The sequence below is a fragment of the Allobosea sp. genome, from assembly GCF_030695125.1.
Taxonomy (GTDB): domain Bacteria; phylum Pseudomonadota; class Alphaproteobacteria; order Rhizobiales; family Beijerinckiaceae; genus Allobosea.
Window position 1 is genome coordinate 298,880 of record NZ_JAUYTP010000029.1, and the last position, 20,642, is coordinate 319,521.

Here is a 20,642-nt window from a genome sequence, read left to right on the forward strand (position 1 = left end):
AGAACCGAAGGCGGGTCTGCCACGTAGGAGGAGCATGCTGACCCGCGTCCTGCTCGCCGTCTTTGTGCTCGTCCTCGCCGGCCTGTACCTCTGGTCCGAATGGCTCGGCGCCCAGGTGGCGCAGCGTCACCCGCCGACCGGCAGCTTCGTCGCAGTCACCGGCGGCCGGCTGCATTACCGCGAAACCAAGCCCGCGGGCGAAGCACGCGGGACGGTCGTGCTCATCCACGGCGCCTCCTCGAACCATGCCGATCTGCTGGCGGCGCTCGGCCCCGATCTCGCCCATTACCGCATCGTCGCGCTCGACCGGCCTGGCCATGGCTGGAGCGACCGGATCGAGGGCGATGCGATGGCCGATCCGGCGCGCCAGGCGGCCACGCTCATGCAGGGGCTCGACGTGATCGCGCCCGAGCGCTTCGTCCTGGTGGCACACTCACTGGCCGGGGCCGCCTCGACCCGGATCGCGCTCGACCATCCGCAGCGGCTGCGCGGGCTGGTGCTGCTCGGCGCGGTCACCCATCCCTGGCCCGGCGGCATCGCCTGGTATCACCATCTGACGGTCTGGCCGCTGGTGGGACCGGCCTTCGCCCGGCTCGTCGGGGTCCCCGCCGCCAGCCAGATGCTGGAGCCCGGCGCGCAGAGCGTGTTCGCGCCGCGGCCGGTCACGCCGGGCTATCTCCAGCGGGGCGAGATTGAGCTGCTGTTGCGCCCGGCGACCTTCCGCGCCAATTCGCAGGACATTGCCGCGACCCTCGACTTCGTCAGCGCGCAGGCGCCGCGCTATCGCGAACTGACCGTGCCGGTGGTGGCGATCACCGGCGACAGCGACGCGATCGTCTCGCCGACCATCCACTCGGCCGCGATCGCGCGACAGGCGCCGCAGGGCCGCTTCGTGCTCCTGCCCGGCGTCGGCCACATGCCGCACCACGCGGCGCCCGAAATCGTGGTGGATGCGATCGATCAGATGGTCGGGCCGCGCTCGGGCCTGGCGAGCCTCGCGGGGCCCTGAGCCGCCCTGCGACTTAAGTCATAAGACTTTTGTCGTCCTTCTCGCGGCTGCCGGATTATCACACCTTACCCCGCGTTTAATTGCAAGTCTGACGTAGCGACGCCACCCCCGCGCCCTGCCGGCACGGGGCCAGAGACGTATACGCACGTCATAACGGGGGAACGTCCATGCCACCAGACGACAAGATCAAAGCCCATTGGGCCGAGACCCAGCGCCTGACCTACATCATGCTGGGGATCTGGGCGTTTTTCGCCTTCTTCATTCACATGTTCGCGCCCGCGCTCAACGGCGTGAAGATCGCCGGCTTCCCGATGGGCTTCTACATGGCCGCCCAGGGTTCCCTGATCGTATTCGTTGCCCAGCTGTTCTGGTTCGCCAAGGCCCAGGACAAGGTGGACCGCAAATACGGCATGGCCGAAGACGATTGAGGGGAACGAGATCATGTCGGCAGGAGCACAAAAAGGCGATTTCACCGCCAATCTGGGACGCGTCTACGGCGTCTACACGGGCGGTTTCGTCGCATTCGTCATCTTCATCGGGGTTCTGGAGCGCGCTGGCGTTCCCAACCACATTCTCGGCTATCTCTTCGTCGCCTTCACCATCGGCGTCTATGCCGCCATCGGCATCATGTCGCGCACCATGCAGGTCGACGAATACTACGTCGCCGGCCGCAAGGTGCCGTCCTTCTACAACGGCATGGCGACCGCGGCGGACTGGATGTCGGCCGCCTCCTTCATCGGCATGGCCGGCACGCTCTATCTGCTCGGCTATGACGGGCTGGCCTTCATCCTGGGCTGGACCGGCGGCTATGTGCTGGTGGCGACGCTGATTGCGCCTTATCTGCGCAAGTTCGGCTGCTACACGGTGCCCGACTTCCTGGCCTTCCGCTTCGGCGGCAATGCCGCGCGCATCGCCGGCATCGTCGTGCTGATGAGCTGCTCCTTCACCTATGTGGTGGCGCAGATCGTCGGCACCGGCCTGATCGGCGCGCGTCTGCTCGGGATGAGCTTCGAGGTCGCGGTCTTCGTCGGTCTCGTCGGCATCCTCGTCTGCTCCATGCTCGGCGGCATGCGCGCCGTCACCTGGACGCAGGTCGCGCAGTACATCGTGCTGATCATCGCCTATCTCATCCCGGTGGTGATCCTTTCGACCCAGAAGTTCGGCATCCCGATCCCGCAGCTCACCTACGGCACGGTTCTCTCCGAGATCCAGATCAGGGAAGCGGCGCTCGGCGTCTCGGCGGCGGCCTCTCATTCCGTGCCCTTCGCTCGCTACGACCCCCTGAACTTCTTCGCCCTCGTGCTCTGCCTGATGGTCGGCACGGCCTCGCTGCCGCACGTCCTGATGCGCTACTTCACCACGCCGTCCGTGCGTGAGGCGCGCAATTCGGTCGCCTGGACGCTGCTGTTCATCTTCATCCTGTACTTCACGGCGCCGGCCTATGCCGCCTTCGCGAAGCTCGAAGTGTTCACCAACGTCATCGGCAAGCCTCTGGGCGAACTGCCGGGCTGGCTCTACAGCTACGGCAAGATCGGCCTGATCCAGGTCTGCGGCACCAACGCCGTCGACCTCGCCACCATCACCGCAGCCTGCGGCAAGATCGCCGGCCATACCGGCATCCTGCAGCTCGCCAACTTCACCATCCAGGCGGACGCGATCGTGATCGCGACGCCCGAGATCGCGGGCCTGCCCTATGTCGTCTCCGGCCTCGTCGCCGCCGGCGGCCTCGCGGCGGCGCTCTCGACCGCCGACGGCCTGCTGCTGGCGATCGCAAACGCGCTCTCGCATGACGTCTATGCCAGGATGATCAACAAGAACGCGCCGGTGGCGAGGAAGCTCGTCATCGCCCGCGTCATTCTGATCCTGGTCGCGCTGATCGCCGCCTGGGTGGCTTCGCACCGCCCGGCCGACATCGTCGCGATGGTCGCCTGGGCCTTCTCCCTGGCCGCCGCGGGGCTGTTCCCGGCGCTGGTCATGGGCATCTGGTCGAAGAAGACCACCGCGGCCGCGGCCGTGGCGGGCATCTGGGCCGGCTTCCTGGCGACGCTGATCTACCTCGTCGTGACCCGCTACTTCCCGGGCTTCGGCGTCAATGTGCTCGGCATGTATTCGAACGTCCACCCGATCACCGGGGCGGCGCTCGTCGACATCGCCAAGCTCAAGGCGGAGCAGCCGCAGATCTTCGAGCAGGGCTGGGTGGCGATCAACCATCCGCTCGCCTCGCGGGTCGGCTACTTCAACGTCGCCAACATCTCGGCCGGCCTGTTCGGCATGCCGATCGGCTTCCTGACGATGTACATCGTCTCGAAGTTCACCACGGCGCCCAACAAGGAGCTGCAGGACTTCATCGACGACATCCGTCAGCCGCGCGGCGCCCCGGTGATGATCGAGAAGTGAGCCTGGAACCGCGGGCGCTCGCCGCCCGCGGTCCCTCCTCTTCGGGGGCGGACCACGGTCCGCCCCCTTTTTTGTGAACGCGCGAATCGCACGCTTGCCTGCCCTGCCGATGTCGGGCACAGGCAGAGCCGATCTCGACAAAAGCAAGGATGAATCCTGAATGGCCGATGTCGACAGCCAGGGCCTGTTCTGGCTCTATCAGGCTCCCAATCTCGCGCTCGCGGCGCTGATGTACACGCTGCTGGGCCGCTTCCTGCTGTCGCTCGTCTTTCCCGACGACAGCCAGAAGGTGATCTGGAAGACCTTCCGGCAAATCACCCAGCCCGCGATCGCCGCCGTGAAGATCGTCACGCCCGGCGCGGTGCATGAGCGCATCGTGATCCTGCTCGCCTTCGTCTGGCTGCTCTTCATCCGCATGGTGCTCTTCATCGGCTTCGCCGCCGCGGGCTGGCTGCCGACCATCGTGGGGGCGCCCAAGCCATGACTGACGATCGCGAGGACATTCTCCGCCGGGACGGCATCGTCATCGGCATCGCCGGCATGTCGCTGCTCAACGGCATGCATTTCTCGGCCTATTTCGACCCCGTCTTTATCCTGATGAAGCAGTTCGCGCCGGGCTTCTTCATCTCCTCGCCGCTGTTGATCTTCTACTTCACCTCGCTCTTCATCTCGGCCCTGACGCTCGCCATCGGCGGCATCCCGGCCGCGATCTACGAGCGCGGCAAGGGTCTGGAGACCAGCAACGCGACCTCGATGTGGATCTGGCTCGGCGGCATCATGCTGCTGACGATCCCGACCCTGCTGCAGATGACGGCCCGCCCCGCCTGACGCGACTGCGCGCGCGACGATCACGCGATTTTGTGGTGTCGCGCGCCGGCGCGCCGTTTTAGCCTTCCTCCCGTTCGGGAGAAGGCAACGACATGGACCCATCACGCGTGCGGGAGCTGGCGCTGTTGTCCGTCTCGCGCGGCTGCGGCTTTGCCGGCCTCGCCATCGCCTGTTTCATGGTCGGGCTGGCGGGCTACCCGGATGTGGCAATGGAGAGCGGCGCCATCCTGATGATGGCGACCGCCGCCATCCTCGCGGTCAAGGCCGACCTCTCCGTCGCGCGGCCCTATCAGCGCACCGAGCTCTGGATCCTGCTGTCGCCCGAGGAGCGTCCGCGCGCCGAATTCGCCCAGCAGTTGATCGGCCGCTGCCTGAGCGAGGTCTACAGGCGCTTCGCCTTGTATTTCTGGCTCGGCGGCGTGCTCTGCTTCCTGGGGTCCTTTGTGCTGCCGGAGTGATCCTCAGGCCTTCTCGACATGCTCCTTCGCCACGAAGGCGATGCGGACCATGTTGGTGGCGCCGGGCGTTCCGAACGGCACGCCGGCCACGACGATGATGCGGTCGCCGAGCTTGGCGAATTTCTCGCGCACGGCGAATTTGCAGGCGCGCGAGGCCATGTCGTCGACGTCGCTGGCATCCTTCGTCACCACCGAATGAACGCCCCAGACCAGTGTCAGCTGGCGCGCCGTGGCGCGGTTGGGCGTCAGCGCGATCACGGTCGAGTTCGGCCGCTCGCGCGCGATGCGGAAGGCGGTCGAGCCCGAGGAGGTCCAGGCGGCGATGACCTTGAGCTTCAGCGTATCGGCGATCTCATGGGCCGCCTTGGCGATCGCGTCGGCACCGGTCGCCTCCGGCTCGGCGCGCTGGGCCTCGAGGATCGAGCGATAGACCGATTCGCTCTCCACCTCCTCGGCGATGCGGTTCATCATCGACACCGCCTCGATCGGGAACTGGCCCGCCGCACTCTCGGCCGAGAGCATCACCGCATCGGCGCCCTCGAACACGGCGGTGGCGACGTCGGAGACTTCCGCCCGCGTCGGCACCGGGCTGGTGATCATGCTCTCGAGCATCTGCGTGGCGACCACGACGGGCTTGCCCTTCCGGCGGCACATCCGGGTGATGCGCTTTTGCGTGCCCGGCACCTTCTCCAGCGGCATCTCGACGCCGAGATCGCCGCGCGCCACCATGATCGCATCCGACGCGTCGATGATCTCCTCCAGGCGGATCAGCGCCTGCGGCTTCTCGATCTTGGCGAGCGCCAGCGCCCGGCCGCGCACGATCTTGCGCAGATCGGCCATGTCCTCGGGCCGCTGCACGAAGGACAAGGCGATCCAGTCGACCCCCGCCTCGGCCGCGGCTTCCGCATCCGAGCGATCCTTGTCGGTCATGGCCGAGACGGCGATGGTGGTGTCGGGCAGGCTGACGCCCTTGCGCGAGGACAGCCGGCCGCCGACGACGACGCGGGTCAGGGCTTCCGTCGGGCTCGCCTTCTCGACGATGAGGCGCAGCTTGCCGTCGTCGAGGATCAGCGTGTGGCCCGGCTCGAGCGCGCTCAGGATCTCGGGATGGGGCAGATGCACGCGCTTCAGCGTCCCGGGCGCGGGATCGGAATCGAGCGTGAAGCGGGCGCCGTTCTCCAGCGTCACCCCGCCATCGCCGCCGAAGGCACCGACGCGCAGCTTGGGCCCCTGCAGATCGGCGAGGATGCCGACCGGCCGCCGGAACTGCGTCTCCAGCGCGCGCAGCATCGCCACCTTCTCCGGCAGCGTCTCCTTCTGCGTATGGCTCATATTGATGCGGAAGACATCGACGCCGGCCTGGAACAGCTTCGCGCACATCTCGGGGGTCGAGGAGGCGGGCCCCAGTGTGGCGATGATCTTGATGCGGCGCTCGCGCTTCATGGATGGTTCCCTCAGGGCCGTGCGGGCGCGCCGCCGGTGGTGTCGGTGAGCTGGATCGTCCAGCTCTTCTGTTCGCCGGTATCGACCTCGAAGAAGCCGGCGCGGTCGTAACCCCGCGCCAGACAGTCTTCTATCCCGCGAATCGTGAATTCCTTGTTGCGGGTACACATGACGGATTTGCCGGTCCATTCGCCGCCACGGTCGTAATCGACCGCGTGGACGTAATAGAAGCGCGCGGCGAGCGTGCCTCGCAGCAGCGTCTCGCAGGCGCGCGGGCCGATGTTCCACCAGCCTTCGGTGATCCAGCCCTGCGCGTCGCGATAGCCAATCGCGACGCCGACGCGGCTGGGCGTGGTGTTGCACATGCGCAGATCGGCGAAGGCCGGAGCCGCTCCCGCGAGCAGGCCGGCGGCCAGCAAGACGAGGCGCAGGATCGAGCGGTGGTTGCGGTTCATCGTCAGGTTCGATCGGTCGGTCAGCGGGGTTCGATCAGGATGATGCGGCAATCGTTGACATTGGTCAGCGTCGGACCGGTCTGCAGCAGGTCGCCCAGCCCCTCGAAGAAGCCGGTCGAATCGTTGTCGGCGAGCGATCGGGCGGGATCAAGGCCGCGCGCCCCGGCGCGTGCCAGCGTCGTCGCGTCGATAATCGCGCCGGCCGGGTCGCTCGCCTCGCCGCCGCCGCCATCGGTGCCGTCCGTGTCCCCCGACAGCGCGACGATGCCCGGCGCGCCGCCCAGTGCGATCGCCAGCGCCAGCGCATATTCCTGGTTGGGCCCGCCGCGGCCGCTGCCGCGCAGCGTCACGGTGAGCTCCCCACCCGACAGGATCGCCGCCCGCTGGCCGGCGCGCTGCAGCGCCAGCGCGCGCTCGGCATGCTCAGCCGCCACCTCGCGCGCTTCCCCTTCGAGGTCGGCGCCGAGATCGAGAACCGCATAGCCCGCCGCTTCGGCGGCGGCATGCGCTGCCGCAATCGCCTCGCTCGGGCGGGCGATGATCCTGAACGTGGTGCGGGCAAAGGCGTCATGGCCGGACTTGGGCGTCTCGCTGGTCTCATCGTCCAGCAGCGCGCGGGCCGCGGCCGGGAGATCCAGGCCATAGCGCGCGACGATGGCGCGGGCCTGGTGCAGCGTCGTCGGATCGGGAACCGTCGGGCCCGACGCGATCGCCGTCGGCTCGTCCTGGGGCACGTCGGAGATGGCGAGCGTCAAAAGCTGGGCCGGCGCCGCGGCCAGCGCCAGCCGCCCGCCCTTGATCCGCGACAGCCGCTTGCGGACGATGTTCATCTCGCCGATCGGCGCGCCCGAGCGCAGCAGCGCCTTGTTGACCGCCTGCTTCTCGGCAAGCGTAAGGGCGCCGGCCGGCGCGACCCAGTTCGCCGAGCCGCCGCCCGAGAGCAGCACGAGCACGAGATCCTCAGCCGTGGCGGAGGCGGCGAGTTCGAGCGCGCGCGCGGCGCTGTCGATGCTGCCCTGGTCGGGCACCGGATGGCCGGCCGCGACCATCGGGATCTGGCGGGTTTTCGCCTCGTAGCCATGCCGTGCGACGGCGTGGCCGACCAGCCGCTCGGCCGGGAACCCCGCATCGAGATAATGCGCCTCGGCCAGCGCTGTCATGCTGCCCGCAGCCTTGCCCGCAGCGAGCAGGATCAGACGGCCGGCGTCGGGTGCCGGAGGCAGATGCGCCGGCAGGCAGCCGGCCGGGTGAGCACGCGCCACGGCCGCGTCGAACACGGCCCGGGCTTCAGCGCGCATCCGCTGGATCTGGTCGCTGTCTCGCTGCAAGGCCGCCCCTTCATGCCCCATGATCGCGTCGACCGGATCGACCGCAGGCCGATTCTTCTAGGCGGCGGCGCGCCCGGCGTCATCAGGGTTTTGCGGCAATAATCATACTTATGAAACCGCCCCGCCCTCCGGCCCGAATCCTGCGGCGCCGACCGGGGGTCTGCCGCATCGGGCTGTTGAGAGTTGGCTGCGATCGGCCGCTTGCGGCTTGACGCCGGGGCCCGGGCGGTGCGAACCCTCCGGCCAAATCTCCCCACCGCAGTTTTGACGGCATCATCGAGAAGGACATCAGATGGACGATCCGGTTCAGGGCGACCAGCTCAAGAGCATCGTGGAGCGCATCGAGCGTCTCGAGGAAGAGAAGAAGACCATCGCCGACGACATCAAGGAGGTCTACGCCGAGGCCAAGGGCAACGGCTACGACGTCAAGGTGCTCAGAAAGGTCATCGCCATCCGCAAGCGCGACGCCAACGAGCGCGCCGAGGAGGAGGCGATCCTCGACCTCTACCTCCAGGCGGTCGGCGAGAGCGCCTGAGCGACCCACCCTTCGTAAGAATTGAAACGCCCGCCCCGGTCTCCCGGGGCGGGCGTTTCTCGTTTTGAAGGCCGGCGCGGAGGCGAAAGGCCTCAGCCCTTCGAAACCGCGACCTTGCGCAGGTAATCCGTGACGATGCGGGTGATGCCGCGCGAGAGCAGGTCGTCCAGCGCGTTGATGAAGGTGTCGCAATCCTCGCGCGTCGCGATCAGCGGCGGCTCGAGCCGGATGACGTTGCGGTTGTACTCGGTAAAGGCGACGAGCACGTCGTAGTCCTTCAGCAGCAGCGCCCCGATGAAGCCGCAGAGCGAGCCCTTCAGCTTGTCGTCGAGCAGCGCGACCATGTGCTTGAGCCCGAAGGGCATGGTCTCGCTGATGTCCTGGAACTCGACGCCGATCATCAGGCCGCGCCCGCGGATTTCCTTGAGCAGGCTCGGATACTTGACCCGCAGCGCGTTGAGCCGCTCGATCAGGTAGTCGCCCTGGCGCTGCGCATTGCCCATGAGGTCTTCCTCATAGAGCACGTTGAGTGCCTCGATCGCGGAGACGCAGGCCTCGCCCATGCCGCCGAACGTCGCCTGGGCATGGATCAGCGCGGTCTTCGGCTTGCCATAGGCCTTCATGTAGAGCTCGCGGCGGGCGATCATCGCGCCCATCGCGGCCTTCGAGCCGCCGAGCGCCTTGGCGAGCGCGGTCACGTCCGGCACCACCCCGTCGCGCTCGAAGGCAAAGAACTGGCCGGTGCGCCCGAGACCGCACTGCACCTCGTCGGCGACCCAGAGCACGCCATGCTTGTCGCAGAGCGCCCGCAATTCGCGCCAGAAGCCGAGCGGCGCCTCGATGATGCCGCCGCCGCCCTGGATCGTCTCCATCACGACGATGCCGATCGACGGGTCGCTCTCCAGCGCCTGGCGCACCGCCTCGATGTCGCCGAAGGGCACCTTGACCCGGTTCTCGACCAGCTTGAACTGCGACTGGTAGAGCGTCGAATCCGTGACCGAGAGCACGCCCTTGGTCTTGCCGTGGAAGGAGTTCGCGGCGTGCAGGATCTTGGACTTGCCCGGCCCCTGCGCCTGCTCCGCGACCTTCAGTGCGGCCTCCATGGCCTCCGAGCCGGTCGAGCCGAGGAAGACCATGTCGAGATCGCCGGGCGAGATCGCGGCGAGATTGGCCGCCAGCGCCGAGGCGTATTGCGACATGAACGCCATGCAGATCTCATGGCGGTTCTCGTCCTGGAATCTCTTCCGGGCCGCGACGATGCGCGGGTGGTTGTGGCCGAAGGCGACCGAGCAGAACCCGCCGAAGAAATCGAGGATCTTGCGGCCGTCCTTGGTGATGTAGTGCATGCCCTCGGCGCGATCGACGAGGATCTTGTCGAAGCCGAGCAGCTTCAGGAAATGCACCTGGCCCGGGTTGATATGGCTGGTGAAGAGCTCCTTCACCGTCTGCACGTCGAGCTGCTTGGCCTCCTCGACGCTGTACAGCTTCGGGCGGGCCGGCGTGGCCATGTCGTCGGTCTTGAAAGCGGGCATGCTCATGCGGCGACACTCCTGGGCGCTTGCTGGGAGGGCGCTTTGGCCCGGCGATATTCGGTGTAGGCGGCGAGCAGCATGTCCTCGTCGCGGTGCAGCGGCTTCCAGCCCAGCTCGCGCTTGGCCTTGGAGGTGTCGAGGATGCAGATCTCGTCGGCGATCATGTACTGCTCGGGGTCCATGATCGGCATGTTGATCGCATCGAGTGCGTTCAGCGTCAGCTTCACCAGCGGCGCCGGGGTCGGCAGCAGGATCGACTTCGAGCCGGCATGCCTGATCAGGTCGCCGAGCAGCTTCTTCACCGGCGGCGGATCGTCCGAGCCGAGATTGTAGGCCGAGTTCGGGAAATCCGCCTTCCAGGCCGCGACGCAGGCGCTGGCGCAGTCGAACACCGAGATGAACTGATAAGGGTTCTTGCCGGACCCGATCATCGGCACCGGCAGGTTGAGGTCGATCAGCTTGAACAGCTTGACGAGGATGCCGAGCCGCCCCGGCCCGATGATCAGCCGCGGGCGGAAGATCGGGATCTGGAACCCGCGGTCGCGATAGGTCTGGGCCAGCGTCTCGGTCGCGAGCTTGCTCTCGCCATATTCGCCGAGCGGCTTGGCGGGATGCGTCTCGTCCTGCGGCACGGTCACCGAATGGCCGTAGATCATGTCGGTGGTGAAGTGGACGAGCTTGTGGGCGCCTGCCTTCTCCATCCAGCTCAGGATGTTCTGCGTGCCGTGATAGTTCACCGGCCAGAAGAAATCGTGCCGCTCAGCGCGGGTCACGATCGGCGAAAGCATCTTGGCCGAGAGGTTGTAGACGAGGTCGTCCTGGCGCAGCGGGATGCCGGCGACGCTCTGCGCATCCGTCACGTCGATGCGGTGAAACGGCACCTTGGCATAGTGCGGATGCGGGCTCTTGACGATGTCGGCGACCAGCACCTCCTCGCCCATGGCCGCAAGATCGGCCGCCAGATGCGAGCCGACGAAGCCGTCGCCGCCGATGATGATGTGCTTCACGCGTGCTCTCCGTCTCGACGGGGCAGCCGCGGGCGCTGGGCGCGCACCGGAACGGGGACGGGGACCGGCTGGGGCTCCAGCAGGGCACCGAGGCGCATGAACAGGCGAACGATCAGATCCATGATGTCCCTCAGCTTTGTGCGATGAAGATGGTGCCGAGCACGATGAAGCCGATGCCGGCGATCCGGGCCGCGCTCATGTCCTCGTTGAAGATGAAGTAGGCGTAGGCCGCGACCACGACATAGGCGAGGCTCAGGAACGGGTAGGCGTAGGAGATCTGGACCTTCGAGAGCACGACCAGATGCGAGGCCATGCTGATGACGAAGGTGCACAGACCCGCAAAAACGAAGGGGTTGAAGACCACGCGGAAGACGGTCGCGATCAGCCCGTCGCCGGGAACGTCGAGCGTCCCCACGCCGGTCATGCCGCGCTTCAGCATGAGCTGCGCCGCGGCGTTGGTCAGCACCGTGAACAGGATCAGGGGGATATAGGCGTTCATCGGCGCATAAACTTTTTCAAGGTCATCCGCTTTTTCCAAAGTCATCGGGCGGCAGGCGTCTCGCTGGGCCTCTGGATGACGTGGAAAATACTTCAAATGCGTTGCGCTGAGGGTCTTACCTCGGCGTAACGTTAAGATGATCCTGACGCGATCCCGGAAAGCCGCGGCTACTCCGGACTCGGCCCGGCCTGTATCCAGGTCCGTCCCCGTACCGAGATCCCCAGCGTCTTGATGCGCGAGGCCAGCGTCGTCGGCGGCAGGCCGAGGATCGCGGCGGCTCCGTTGGCGCCGCTGATCTTGCCGCCGGCGCTCTCCAGCGCCGCCAGGATGCTGATGCGATCGCGCTCGCGCCGCTCGCTTTCGGTCAGGATCGCGCCCGCGGCAGGAGCCGGCGGCAGGGTCGCGGCCGGGTTGCGCCCGCCTTCGGGCAGGGCGATGAAGAGCCGCCCGTTGCGGGCCAGGATTGCGGCGCGCTCGATGACGTTCTGCAACTCGCGGACATTGCCCGGCCAGTCATAGCCGCGCAGCCGCGCGACATCGCCCTCGCTCAGTTTCAGCCCCTCCGTCTTCAGCTTGCGCTGCGCCCCGCCTAGGAAATGCAGCGCCAGCAACGGGATGTCCTCTGGACGCTCGCGCAGCGGCACCGAGACGATCGGGAAAACGTCGAGCCGGAAATACAGATCCTCGCGGAAGCGCCCCTCCCGCACCTCGCGCCGCAGATCCTTGTTGGTCGCCGCGATGATGCGCACGTCGACATGGCGCGTGCGCTCCTCGCCGACGCGCTCGAACTGCCCCTCCTGCAGCACGCGCAGCAGCTTGCCCTGGAGTTCGAGCGGGATCTCCCCGACCTCGTCGAGGAAGAGCGTGCCGCCATCGGCCAGTTCGAAGCGGCCGATGCGGTCGCGCAGTGCGCCGGTGAAGGCCCCCTTCACATGGCCGAAGAACTCGCTCTCGAAGAGTTCGCGCGGGATCGCGGCACAGTTCACCCGGATCAGCGGCCGCACATGGCGCGCGCTCGCCTCGTGGATCGCGCTGGCGATCAGCTCCTTGCCGGTGCCGGATTCGCCGGTGATCAACACGGCCGCATCGGTGCGTGCCACCAGATCGACCTGGCTCAGGATCTTCTGGATCGCGCCCGAGCGCCCGACGACGCCGCGATGATTGCGCTCCAGCCGCATCTCCTCCTGCAGATAGGCGTTCTCCTGCTGCAGCCGCTCGCGCAGGCTGTCGACCTCGGCCAGCGCCGCCCGCAGGCGCTCGTCGGCCTCGTGACGCTGGCTGATGTCGCGGAAGATGATCACCGCCCCGACCAGCCGTCCGCGGTCGCGGATCGGCGTCGAGGTGTACTCGACCCAGAAGCCGGAGCCGTCCTTGCGGAAGAACATCTCGTTCTCGACATGGTGGACCGCCCCGTCGCGGAAGGCGGCGTAGATCGGGCATTGCTCATGCGGATAATGCGTGCCGTCGGGCCGGTGGTGATGCACGCAGGCATGCATGTCCCGCCCGATCAGCTCGCCCGTCTCCCAGCCCAGCATCGCCTCGCCCGCCGGATTGACGAAGGTGGTGCGCCCCTCCGCATTGACGCCGAAGATGCCCTCGCCCGCCGCGCGCAGGATCAGCTGGTTGCTGCGCTCGATCTCCTGGAACAGCCGCTCGGTGCGCCGCCATTCGGTCAAACCCGCGCGCAGATGCTCCTGCGCGTCGGCGTCGAGATCGCGCCGGTGCCGCGCCTCAAGATCGTAGAGCGTCAACAGGATCGACGGATCGGGCTGGGTCAGAAGCCGCGCACCGATGCACTCGGCATGGAGCGCCTCGCCATCGGCCCGCTGCGGCGACAGCGAGCGTGTCCAGTAGCGGCCCTTGTGCAGCACGGCTTCGGTGAAGACCGTCAGCACCGCCGCCTGGCCCGGAAACACGGATAGCACCGAGGCGCCGACGAGGTCGCGCTCCGGCGGCGTCAGCAGGCGCCGCGCCTCTTCATTGGCCGCCAGGATTCGGCCCGTCGTCACATCCACCGCCAGCGCGGCGTCGATCATGCTCTCGAACAGCCAGGTCGTCTGCGGGAGAGCGGGCGAAACGGTCACGGCGGCTCACGAGTTTTCGTTATCGGGAACACGAATTCTCGTCATTCACGAGATATCGTCAAGCGCGCCGTGCGGCTAAGTCCCTGATTTTTCGGCCCCTAGGCCTGCCGGCCGGGTTGGCCCGCCGCTTGCTAATCCGCTTGCAGCGACCAGCCGCCCACTCGATCAGCCGGAGGACACGCGCATGGCCTTGTTCAAGAACCCGTTCGACGCCGACCGCCGTATCCGCCGCGGCTGCGATTGCGGCCGGCACGAGAGCCAATCCGCGCATGAACGGGCGATTCGCGCCGAGGCTGTCGAGGTATCAGCCGGCGAGGACGGGCGCTATCAGCGCGTCGTCGAGAACGCCGTGATGCGGGCGCTGTTTCCACAGGATGCGCAGCGCCGCTTCTTCCTGAAGCAGGTCGGCGCCTCGACAGCTCTGGCAGCGATCTCAAGCCTGTTCCCGCTGGCAGCTGCCACCGAGGCCTTCGCCCAGGCGGTGCCGGAAAAGAAGGACCTCAAGGTCGGCTTCATCCCGATCACCTGCGCGACGCCGATCATCATGGCCTCGCCGATGGGCTTCTACGCCAAGCACGGCCTGAACGTCGAAGTGATCAAGACCGCCGGCTGGGCCGTGATCCGCGACAAGACGATCAACAAGGAATACGACGCCGCCCACATGCTCTCGCCGATGCCGCTGGCGATCTCGATGGGCGCGGGCTCGAACCCGATTCCCTACACGATGCCGGCGGTCGAGAACATCAACGGCCAGGCCATCACGCTGGCGATGAAGCACAAGGACAAGCGCGATCCGAAGTCCTGGAAGGGCTTCAAATTCGCCGTGCCCTTCGACTATTCGATGCACAACTACCTGCTGCGCTACTATCTCGCCGAGAACGGCATCGATCCCGACACGGACGTCCAGATCCGCGCCGTGCCGCCGCCGGAGATGGTCGCAAACCTCCGTGCCGACAACATCGACGGCTTCCTCGCGCCCGATCCGGTCAACCAGCGCGCGGTCTTCGACGGCGTCGGCTTCATCCACATGCTCTCCAAGGAGATCTGGGACGGGCATCCCTGCTGCGCCTTCGCGGCTTCCAGAGAGTTCGTGACGCAGACGCCGAACACCTATGCCGCGCTCCTGAAGGCGATCATCGACGCGACCGCCTTCGCCTCCAAGGCCGAGAACCGGAAAGCAATCGCCGAGGCGATTGCGCCGGCAAACTACCTCAACCAGCCGGTCACCGTGGTGGAGCAGGTGCTGACCGGGACCTATGCGGACGGGCTCGGCAACATTAAGCGCGACCCCAAGCGGATCGATTTCGACCCCTTCCCCTGGGAGGGTTTCGCCGTCTGGATTCTCACCCAGATGAAGCGCTGGGGCCAGATCAAGGGCGATGTCGACTATGCCCGGGTGGCGAAGGAGGTCTTCCTCGCGACCGACACGGCGCGGCTGATGCAGGAGGTCGGACTCACCCCGCCGGCCTCGGGTTCGAAGACCATCGTCGTGATGGGCAAGACCTTCGATGCGACCAAGCCGGAGGACTACATCAAGAGCTTCGCGATCAAGCGGACGTGAGGCGCGCCGTCTTGTCCAAATCGGCCCAGACCCTCAGCCCTCATCCTGAGGAGCGGACGCAGTCCGCGTCTCGAAGGATGCTCCAGTGCGCTCTGAACCATCCTTCGAGACGCCGCTTCGCGGCTCCTCAGGATGAGGGCTCGCATGGGGCGGATGTCCTGACATGACCCTCCCCCTCAACATCCGCGCACTGGTACTCTCGCTGGCGATCCTCGTCGTCTTCCTCGCCGCCTGGCATGTTGCCGTGCAGTCGGGCGGCAGTGGAGCAGCCGCTGACATCGACCCCGAATACGCCAAGCTGATGGGCCAGCAGGTCACGCAGGGCAAATCGGCCATGCCCGGCCCGCTCGACGTCGCCGCGACGATCTGGGGGCACCTGCGCGACCCGTTCTACGACAAGGGCCCCAACGACAAGGGTCTCGGCATCCAGCTCGCCTATTCGCTCGGGCGCGTCCTGCTCGGTTATGCGCTGGCCGTGCTGCTGGCGATCCCGCTCGGCTTCCTGATCGGCATGTCACCACTGATCTCCCGGGCGCTCGACCCGTTCATCCAGGTCCTGAAACCGATCTCCCCGCTCGCCTGGATGCCGCTCGCCCTCTACACGATCAAGGATTCCAGCGTCTCGGCGATCTTCGTGATCTTCATCTGCTCGGTCTGGCCGATGCTGCTCAACACCGCCTTCGGCGTCTCCGCCGTGCGCAAGGAATGGCTCAACGTCGCCCGCACGCTCGAGGTCGGCCCGATCAGGCGCGCCTTTACCATCATCCTGCCGGCCGCCGCACCGACGATCCTGACCGGCATGCGCATCTCGATCGGCATCGCCTGGCTGGTCATCGTCGCCGCCGAGATGCTCGTGGGCGGCACCGGCATCGGCTATTTCGTCTGGAACGAGTGGAACAACCTCTCGATCACCAATGTCATCGTCGCCATCACCGTCATCGGCGTGATGGGCATGATCCTGGACCAGACGCTCGCGCGCCTCCAGCGCGCCGTCACCTATCCGGATTGAGGCGACCATGAGCGACAGGTTCATCTCGATCGAGGGCATCGCGCGCCGCTATCCAAAGGCCGGCGGCGGCTCCACCACCGTCTTCGAGGACCTCTGGTTCTCGATGAAGAAGGGCGAGTTCGTCTGCGTCATCGGCCATTCCGGCTGCGGCAAGACGACCGTGCTCAACATCCTCAACGGGCTCGACGCGCCCGATGACGGCGCGGCCATCGTCGATGGCAAGGCGATCGAGGGCCCCTCGCTCGACCGCGCCGTGATCTTCCAGGGCCATTCGCTGCTGCCCTGGCGCAGCGTGCTCGGCAATGTCGCCTACGCGGTCGCGGCCAAGCATCGCGACTGGCCCAGGGCGAAGGTCACGGCCCATGCCATGGCCTTCATCGAGAAAGTCGGCCTCAAGGGCTCGGAGCTGAAGAAGCCCTCGGAACTCTCCGGCGGCATGAAGCAGCGCGTCGGCATCGCCCGCGCGCTCTCGATCGAACCCAAGATGATGCTGATGGACGAGCCCTTCTCGGCGCTCGACGCGCTCACCCGCGGCACGCTGCAGGACGAGGTCCGCCGCATCTGCCTGGAGACCGGCCAGACCGCCTTCATGATCACCCATGACGTCGACGAGGCGATCTATCTCGCCGACCGCATCGTGCTGATGACCAATGGGCCCCACGCCATGATCGCCGAGATCGTCGAGAACCCGCTGCCGCGCGAGCGCATCCGGACGGAAGTCCATCACCACCCCGACTACTACGCGCTGCGCAACCACCTGATCGACTTCCTCGTGGTGCGCTCGAAGAGCTTCAAGGACGCCGTGCCCGAAGGCTATGACCGCCGCCACCCGCCCGTGGTGCGGCCGACCGCTGGCGGCAGCGGCCCCGGCGCAGGCCGCAAGGCGGCGTAATGACCGTCCGTACAGACGCGGCGTCATCCCGGGCGACCGCAGATCGACCCGGGATCCATTCCGGAACGGATCAGGAATGGATCCCGGATCTCCGCTTCGCTGCGTCCGGGATGACGGCGCGACTTTCGATTCGAACGACAACAAACACGCCAAGGAGACCGACCCCATGAAGCGCGAAGAGCTCACCGAGAAGATCCTCGACATCAAGCGCGAGAAGGGCTGGAGCTGGAGATACATCACCGACGAAATCGGCGGCATGTCCGAGGTGCTGATCGTCGGCGCCCTGCTCGGCCAGATGAAGCTGGTCAAGCCGCTCGCCGAGAAGGCCGCCGCCCTCTTCGGCCTGACCGAAAACGAAAAGCGCATGCTCAACGAGGTGCCCTATCGCGGCACCGGCACGCCGATGCCGCCGACCGACCCGCTGATCTACCGCTTCTACGAGATGGTGATGGTCAACGGCCCGGCCTGGAAGGCGCTGATCGAGGAGGAGTTCGGCGACGGCATCATGTCGGCGATCGACTTCAACATCGAGTTCGAGCGTGAACCGAACCCGAAGGGCGACCGCGTCAAGATCGGCATGTCCGGCAAGTTCCTGCCCTACAAATACTACGGCAACGAACAGGGCATCCCCGATTACGGCTTCAAGGAAAGCTGAAACGCGGGCCAGAGGCGGGAGCGAGGCTCAGTCCTCGCGGCCGTTGCCCCGGCGGATGCGACGCACCGCCGCCCAGACGCCCAGCAGCGCGACCGGCACGAACAGCGCGGTTGCGACGCCGGGCTCGATCTTGAGCCAGCCCGTATCCTTCGCGCCCTTGGCGAGATAGCCGAACAGGCTGACGATGTAATAGGCGATCGCCGCGACCGAGAGCCCCTCGACCGTCTGCTGCAGGCGCAATTGCAGCCGCGTGCGCTCGTTCATCGCCGCCAGCAGGTCCCGGTTCTGCTGCTCCAGTGCGACGTCGACGCGCGTGCGCAGGAGATTTGCGGCGCGCGCCAGCTTGGTCGCCAGATCGGCCTGGCGCTCCTGCAGCATCTGGCAGGTCCGCATCGCCGGCGCCATCCGCCGTGCCAGGAAGGCGGCAATCGTCGGCCAGCCGCCATGGCCCTGCTCGCCGATGGCGACGAGCCGCTGCTGGACGATGTTGTCATAGGCGCGGCTCGCCCCGAAGCGGTAGTTCGAGGAGGCCGCTTCCGCCTCGAGCTTCGAGGCCAGCGCCGTCATCTCGTCGAGCAGCGCATGGTCGGCCGCCAGCCCGTCCGTCTGCGTCATCGTCCCGGCGATGCGCACCAGCGTCTCCTCGGCGCTGCGCACGGAGGGGCCGATCCGCTGCGATTCCGGCATGCCCAGCAGCGCGAGCGTTCGATAGGTCTCGATCTCGAGCAGGCGCTGCGCCAGCGCGCCCGCCCGGGCCGGGGTCAGTTCGCGGTCGAGCACCAGGATGCGCACGAAACCGTCCGCGCCCGCCCGGAAATCGGTCGCCGCGATCGCCCCGCCATTGTCCACCAGCGCGGCGGCCAGGCTCGCCGCGTCGAACAGCGCGCCGAGGTCCGGCTCGGCCGCCGCCGGCATCAGGTGCAGGTCGGCCGCGACCAGATGCGGCCCCGGCTGCGGCAGGCCGCGCATGCCATGCGGCAGCGCGCTCGTCGGCGGCAGGAACGGCGTCGCATCCGCGCCCGGCAGCTCCCAGCTATAGGTGGTGAACTCGCTGTGCTGCTCCCAGCGCAGGCTGGTTTCGCCGAAGCGGGCGCGATGATGCTTGGCCTCGTCCAGTGGGCCCGGCACGCCCCGCTCGGCGCAGAAGCGGCCGAGCGCCGCACGGTCGGCGGCCGCCTGCCGGGAATCAGTCATGAAGGCGAAATGTAAAAGCCGCCGCGGTGTCTCCAGCGGCGAGAACGGCCGCGCATGCACTTCGCCGAGGATGGCGCCCCGCTCCGGATGGGGCACGAGCTGTGTTGACGCGTCCTGCACGGGTCCTGTCATGCCCCCTCCTCCCGCGGCCGGCCATTCGGCCTCGCCTGCGACAAGCTTGCGTCATCCCCTCGCGCGGAGCCAGCCCTAAACGCAGCCGCAGGGCAGGCTGCGACGCTGCTGCCGCAGATGGTCGCTATCGCCAGCGAGGCTATGATCTTCGCCCGCAGGAGCCTGCCGATGCCCCTCCCCAACCGCGTCGCCCCTGACGGCAGCCTCTTTTCAGACCCGGCGCGGGGCCTGTTCCTGGGCAATCGCGGCGGGCGCTTTCACGACCCCGCCACGCGCGACCGGCCGCAGCGGACCTATGCCAGCCGGCAATGGCTCTGCTGCGTGCTCGCGTTCAAGGATCGTCGCAGGCCGGTCTGGGGCCGCGGCTATACCGAGATGTTCTTCTGCGACGAGGTCACCGCGCTCGCCGCGGGGCACCGCCCCTGCATGGAATGCCGCCGCCAGGATGCGCTGACCTACCGGGCCGCTCTGATGCGCGGGCTGGGATGGCAGGATGCTCCGGCCTTTCCCGAGATCGACAGGCTGCTCGACGGCCAGCGACGCAGCGGCCGCGCCAAGCGCGCTCATGTCCTGCCGGCTGAAACGCTTCCGGACGGCGCCGTCTTCGGCGACGGCTCCCGCTGGCTGGCCGTGAGGGGGGCGGCCGCGCTGGTCTGGTCGCCCGCGGGCTATGTCGGCAGCCAGGCACGGCCCTGCGGCCCGGTGACGGTGCAGACGCCGCCGGCGACCCTCGCGGCGCTCGCCGCCGGCTATGGGCCGGTCTGGCATCCGAGCGCCGCGTCGATCGGCGCGCGAAGCCGCGGCGATTGACTATTTTTGCAGGATCGATCCGGAGGCTTGTTTCGGCCGCGCCCTGGCCCATTCTGTGCCGTCGCGGCAACGGTCCGCGTCGGGAAGCGGGGGACGCGACGATGAAGACGATACTTGGGGCATGCGCGCTGGCGGCGATGCTGGCCATTTCTGCACTGGCGAGCCAGGCGCTTGCGGGCGCGGTCCCGATCACCAGTGCCGAGCCCGTCGCCGTGGTCACCATTCCCGACGACTGGGCGCAGTCCAGGGTCGAGCGCGGGGTTCAGATCAAGACACCCGACGAGGAGATCTACATCTGGTTCGAACTGGTGCCGGCCGACCAGATCGACGCGCTGCAGAAAGAACACGATGCCTATTTCGCGCGGGAGGGCGTCAAGTTCACCGGCGCGACCGAAACCCTGACGCGCGAGGTCAATGGACGGCCCTGGTCCTTCACTGAACTGAAGGCGACGAGCAGCGACGGCCCCTCCATCATCCGCTATCTCGCGATCAATCCCAAGGTTGCCAGCGGCAAGATCATCATGATGACCTACTGGGCCTCACTGGAGGGCCATGCCGCGCATGAAGCAGCCATGAAGGCCGTGATCGACAGCATCGCCTTCAAATGAGAGCGGACCGGCCTCGACAAGCGAGGAACCTTCGGCCGGCAAGCGGCGTTGCTGGAGCACAACCCGTCACATTAACACTGGGGCTGCTTCAATGCGTTCAATTGCTCTCTGGCTCGTCGGCATTCCGATTCCGATCATCCTCCTGCTTTGGTTCTTCATGTAACTGACGCCCGACGATGACATGATGCGGCATGGCCGGGCTCGCC

21 protein-coding genes are annotated in these 20,642 nt (G+C 67.1%); 13 read left to right on the plus strand and 8 right to left on the minus strand.

Annotation, left to right across the window (positions count from 1 at the left end):
• The first annotated feature begins 34 nt into the window (after window positions 1-34).
• From Q8S38_RS09855 to Q8S38_RS09880, 6 genes are all read left to right on the plus strand, one after another.
• Window positions 35-1,009: an alpha/beta fold hydrolase gene (locus Q8S38_RS09855; RefSeq protein WP_305680240.1), complete on the plus strand. Its 975-nt coding sequence runs from the start codon at window positions 35-37 to the stop codon at window positions 1,007-1,009.
• A gap of 167 nt (window positions 1,010-1,176) precedes the next feature.
• Window positions 1,177-1,437, plus strand: a complete 261-nt coding sequence (locus Q8S38_RS09860) for a DUF4212 domain-containing protein (RefSeq protein ID WP_305680241.1) — start codon at window positions 1,177-1,179, stop codon at window positions 1,435-1,437.
• A 13-nt stretch (window positions 1,438-1,450) separates the two neighbouring features.
• A complete protein-coding gene (locus Q8S38_RS09865; protein WP_305680242.1) occupies window positions 1,451-3,406 on the plus strand; it encodes a sodium:solute symporter family protein in 1,956 nt (651 codons plus the stop codon).
• Window positions 3,407-3,566: 160 nt separating this feature from the next.
• On the plus strand, window positions 3,567-3,890 hold the full coding sequence (locus Q8S38_RS09870; RefSeq protein ID WP_305680243.1) for a hypothetical protein: 324 nt from the start codon (window positions 3,567-3,569) through the stop codon (window positions 3,888-3,890).
• Complete coding sequence (locus Q8S38_RS09875; RefSeq protein ID WP_305680244.1) at window positions 3,887-4,234, plus strand: hypothetical protein; 348 nt, start codon at window positions 3,887-3,889, stop codon at window positions 4,232-4,234. Before Q8S38_RS09870 ends, Q8S38_RS09875 begins: the two co-directional genes overlap by 4 nt.
• 92 nt (window positions 4,235-4,326) lie before the next feature.
• Entirely contained in the window at window positions 4,327-4,692 is a 366-nt protein-coding gene (locus tag Q8S38_RS09880; RefSeq protein ID WP_305680245.1) for a hypothetical protein, read from the plus strand.
• 3 nt (window positions 4,693-4,695) lie between these two features.
• Here Q8S38_RS09880 and pyk read toward each other — a convergent pair whose 3' ends face one another.
• The 3 genes from pyk to Q8S38_RS09895 are packed head-to-tail and all read right to left on the minus strand — an operon-like array spanning window position 4,696 to window position 7,888.
• The gene (pyk, locus tag Q8S38_RS09885) at window positions 4,696-6,135 is read right to left on the minus strand and encodes a pyruvate kinase (RefSeq protein WP_305680246.1); all 1,440 of its coding nucleotides are present in this window, start codon (window positions 6,133-6,135) and stop codon (window positions 4,696-4,698) included.
• An 11-nt stretch (window positions 6,136-6,146) separates the two neighbouring features.
• Window positions 6,147-6,590, minus strand: coding sequence for a DUF1036 domain-containing protein (locus tag Q8S38_RS09890; protein WP_305680247.1), 444 nt, complete (start codon window positions 6,588-6,590; stop codon window positions 6,147-6,149).
• A gap of 20 nt (window positions 6,591-6,610) precedes the next feature.
• The gene (locus Q8S38_RS09895) at window positions 6,611-7,888 is read right to left on the minus strand and encodes a glycerate kinase type-2 family protein (protein WP_305680248.1); all 1,278 of its coding nucleotides are present in this window, start codon (window positions 7,886-7,888) and stop codon (window positions 6,611-6,613) included.
• Window positions 7,889-8,210: 322 nt separating this feature from the next.
• Here Q8S38_RS09895 and Q8S38_RS09900 point away from each other — a divergent pair, with 322 nt between their 5' ends.
• The gene (locus Q8S38_RS09900) at window positions 8,211-8,453 is read left to right on the plus strand and encodes a DUF2312 domain-containing protein (RefSeq protein ID WP_305680249.1); all 243 of its coding nucleotides are present in this window, start codon (window positions 8,211-8,213) and stop codon (window positions 8,451-8,453) included.
• Window positions 8,454-8,545: 92 nt separating this feature from the next.
• On the opposite strand, the gene Q8S38_RS09905 is transcribed toward Q8S38_RS09900, so the two are convergent.
• The 4 genes from Q8S38_RS09905 to Q8S38_RS09920 all read right to left on the minus strand — a co-directional run bounded on the left by Q8S38_RS09905 (window position 8,546) and on the right by Q8S38_RS09920 (window position 13,527).
• A complete protein-coding gene (locus Q8S38_RS09905) occupies window positions 8,546-9,991 on the minus strand; it encodes an aspartate aminotransferase family protein (protein WP_069056796.1) in 1,446 nt (481 codons plus the stop codon).
• A complete protein-coding gene (locus tag Q8S38_RS09910) occupies window positions 9,988-10,992 on the minus strand; it encodes an NAD-dependent epimerase/dehydratase family protein (RefSeq protein ID WP_305680250.1) in 1,005 nt (334 codons plus the stop codon). The genes Q8S38_RS09905 and Q8S38_RS09910 overlap by 4 nt, the downstream gene beginning before the upstream one ends.
• A 130-nt stretch (window positions 10,993-11,122) precedes the next feature.
• The gene (locus Q8S38_RS09915) at window positions 11,123-11,491 is read right to left on the minus strand and encodes a DMT family transporter (protein WP_305680251.1); all 369 of its coding nucleotides are present in this window, start codon (window positions 11,489-11,491) and stop codon (window positions 11,123-11,125) included.
• Between the two features lie 167 nt (window positions 11,492-11,658).
• The gene (locus Q8S38_RS09920; protein WP_305680509.1) at window positions 11,659-13,527 is read right to left on the minus strand and encodes a sigma 54-interacting transcriptional regulator; all 1,869 of its coding nucleotides are present in this window, start codon (window positions 13,525-13,527) and stop codon (window positions 11,659-11,661) included.
• Between the two features lie 232 nt (window positions 13,528-13,759).
• Between Q8S38_RS09920 and Q8S38_RS09925 the strand changes: the two genes are divergently transcribed.
• The 4 genes from Q8S38_RS09925 (at window position 13,760) to cynS (ending at window position 17,692) form a co-directional block, all read left to right on the plus strand.
• Window positions 13,760-15,136, plus strand: a complete 1,377-nt coding sequence (locus tag Q8S38_RS09925) for a CmpA/NrtA family ABC transporter substrate-binding protein (RefSeq protein ID WP_305680252.1) — start codon at window positions 13,760-13,762, stop codon at window positions 15,134-15,136.
• A 163-nt stretch (window positions 15,137-15,299) separates the two neighbouring features.
• Complete coding sequence (gene ntrB, locus Q8S38_RS09930) at window positions 15,300-16,145, plus strand: nitrate ABC transporter permease (RefSeq protein ID WP_305680253.1); 846 nt, start codon at window positions 15,300-15,302, stop codon at window positions 16,143-16,145.
• A 7-nt stretch (window positions 16,146-16,152) separates the two neighbouring features.
• Window positions 16,153-17,037 (plus strand): ABC transporter ATP-binding protein, encoded by an 885-nt coding sequence (locus tag Q8S38_RS09935; RefSeq protein WP_305680254.1) that lies wholly within the window; start codon window positions 16,153-16,155, stop codon window positions 17,035-17,037.
• A gap of 166 nt (window positions 17,038-17,203) precedes the next feature.
• Complete coding sequence (gene cynS, locus Q8S38_RS09940) at window positions 17,204-17,692, plus strand: cyanase (protein WP_305680255.1); 489 nt, start codon at window positions 17,204-17,206, stop codon at window positions 17,690-17,692.
• 27 nt (window positions 17,693-17,719) lie between these two features.
• Here the strand turns inward: cynS and Q8S38_RS09945 are convergent, their stop codons facing one another.
• A complete protein-coding gene (locus Q8S38_RS09945; RefSeq protein ID WP_305680256.1) occupies window positions 17,720-19,018 on the minus strand; it encodes a DUF3422 family protein in 1,299 nt (432 codons plus the stop codon).
• A 168-nt stretch (window positions 19,019-19,186) separates the two neighbouring features.
• Here Q8S38_RS09945 and Q8S38_RS09950 point away from each other — a divergent pair, with 168 nt between their 5' ends.
• Both Q8S38_RS09950 and Q8S38_RS09955 read left to right on the plus strand, forming a co-directional pair.
• Window positions 19,187-19,828 carry a hypothetical protein gene (locus Q8S38_RS09950; RefSeq protein WP_305680257.1) on the plus strand — a complete coding sequence of 214 codons (642 nt, stop codon included), beginning with the start codon at window positions 19,187-19,189 and terminating at the stop codon, window positions 19,826-19,828.
• 101 nt (window positions 19,829-19,929) lie between these two features.
• Window positions 19,930-20,436 carry a hypothetical protein gene (locus Q8S38_RS09955; RefSeq protein WP_305680258.1) on the plus strand — a complete coding sequence of 169 codons (507 nt, stop codon included), beginning with the start codon at window positions 19,930-19,932 and terminating at the stop codon, window positions 20,434-20,436.
• Window positions 20,437-20,642 lie beyond the last annotated feature (206 nt).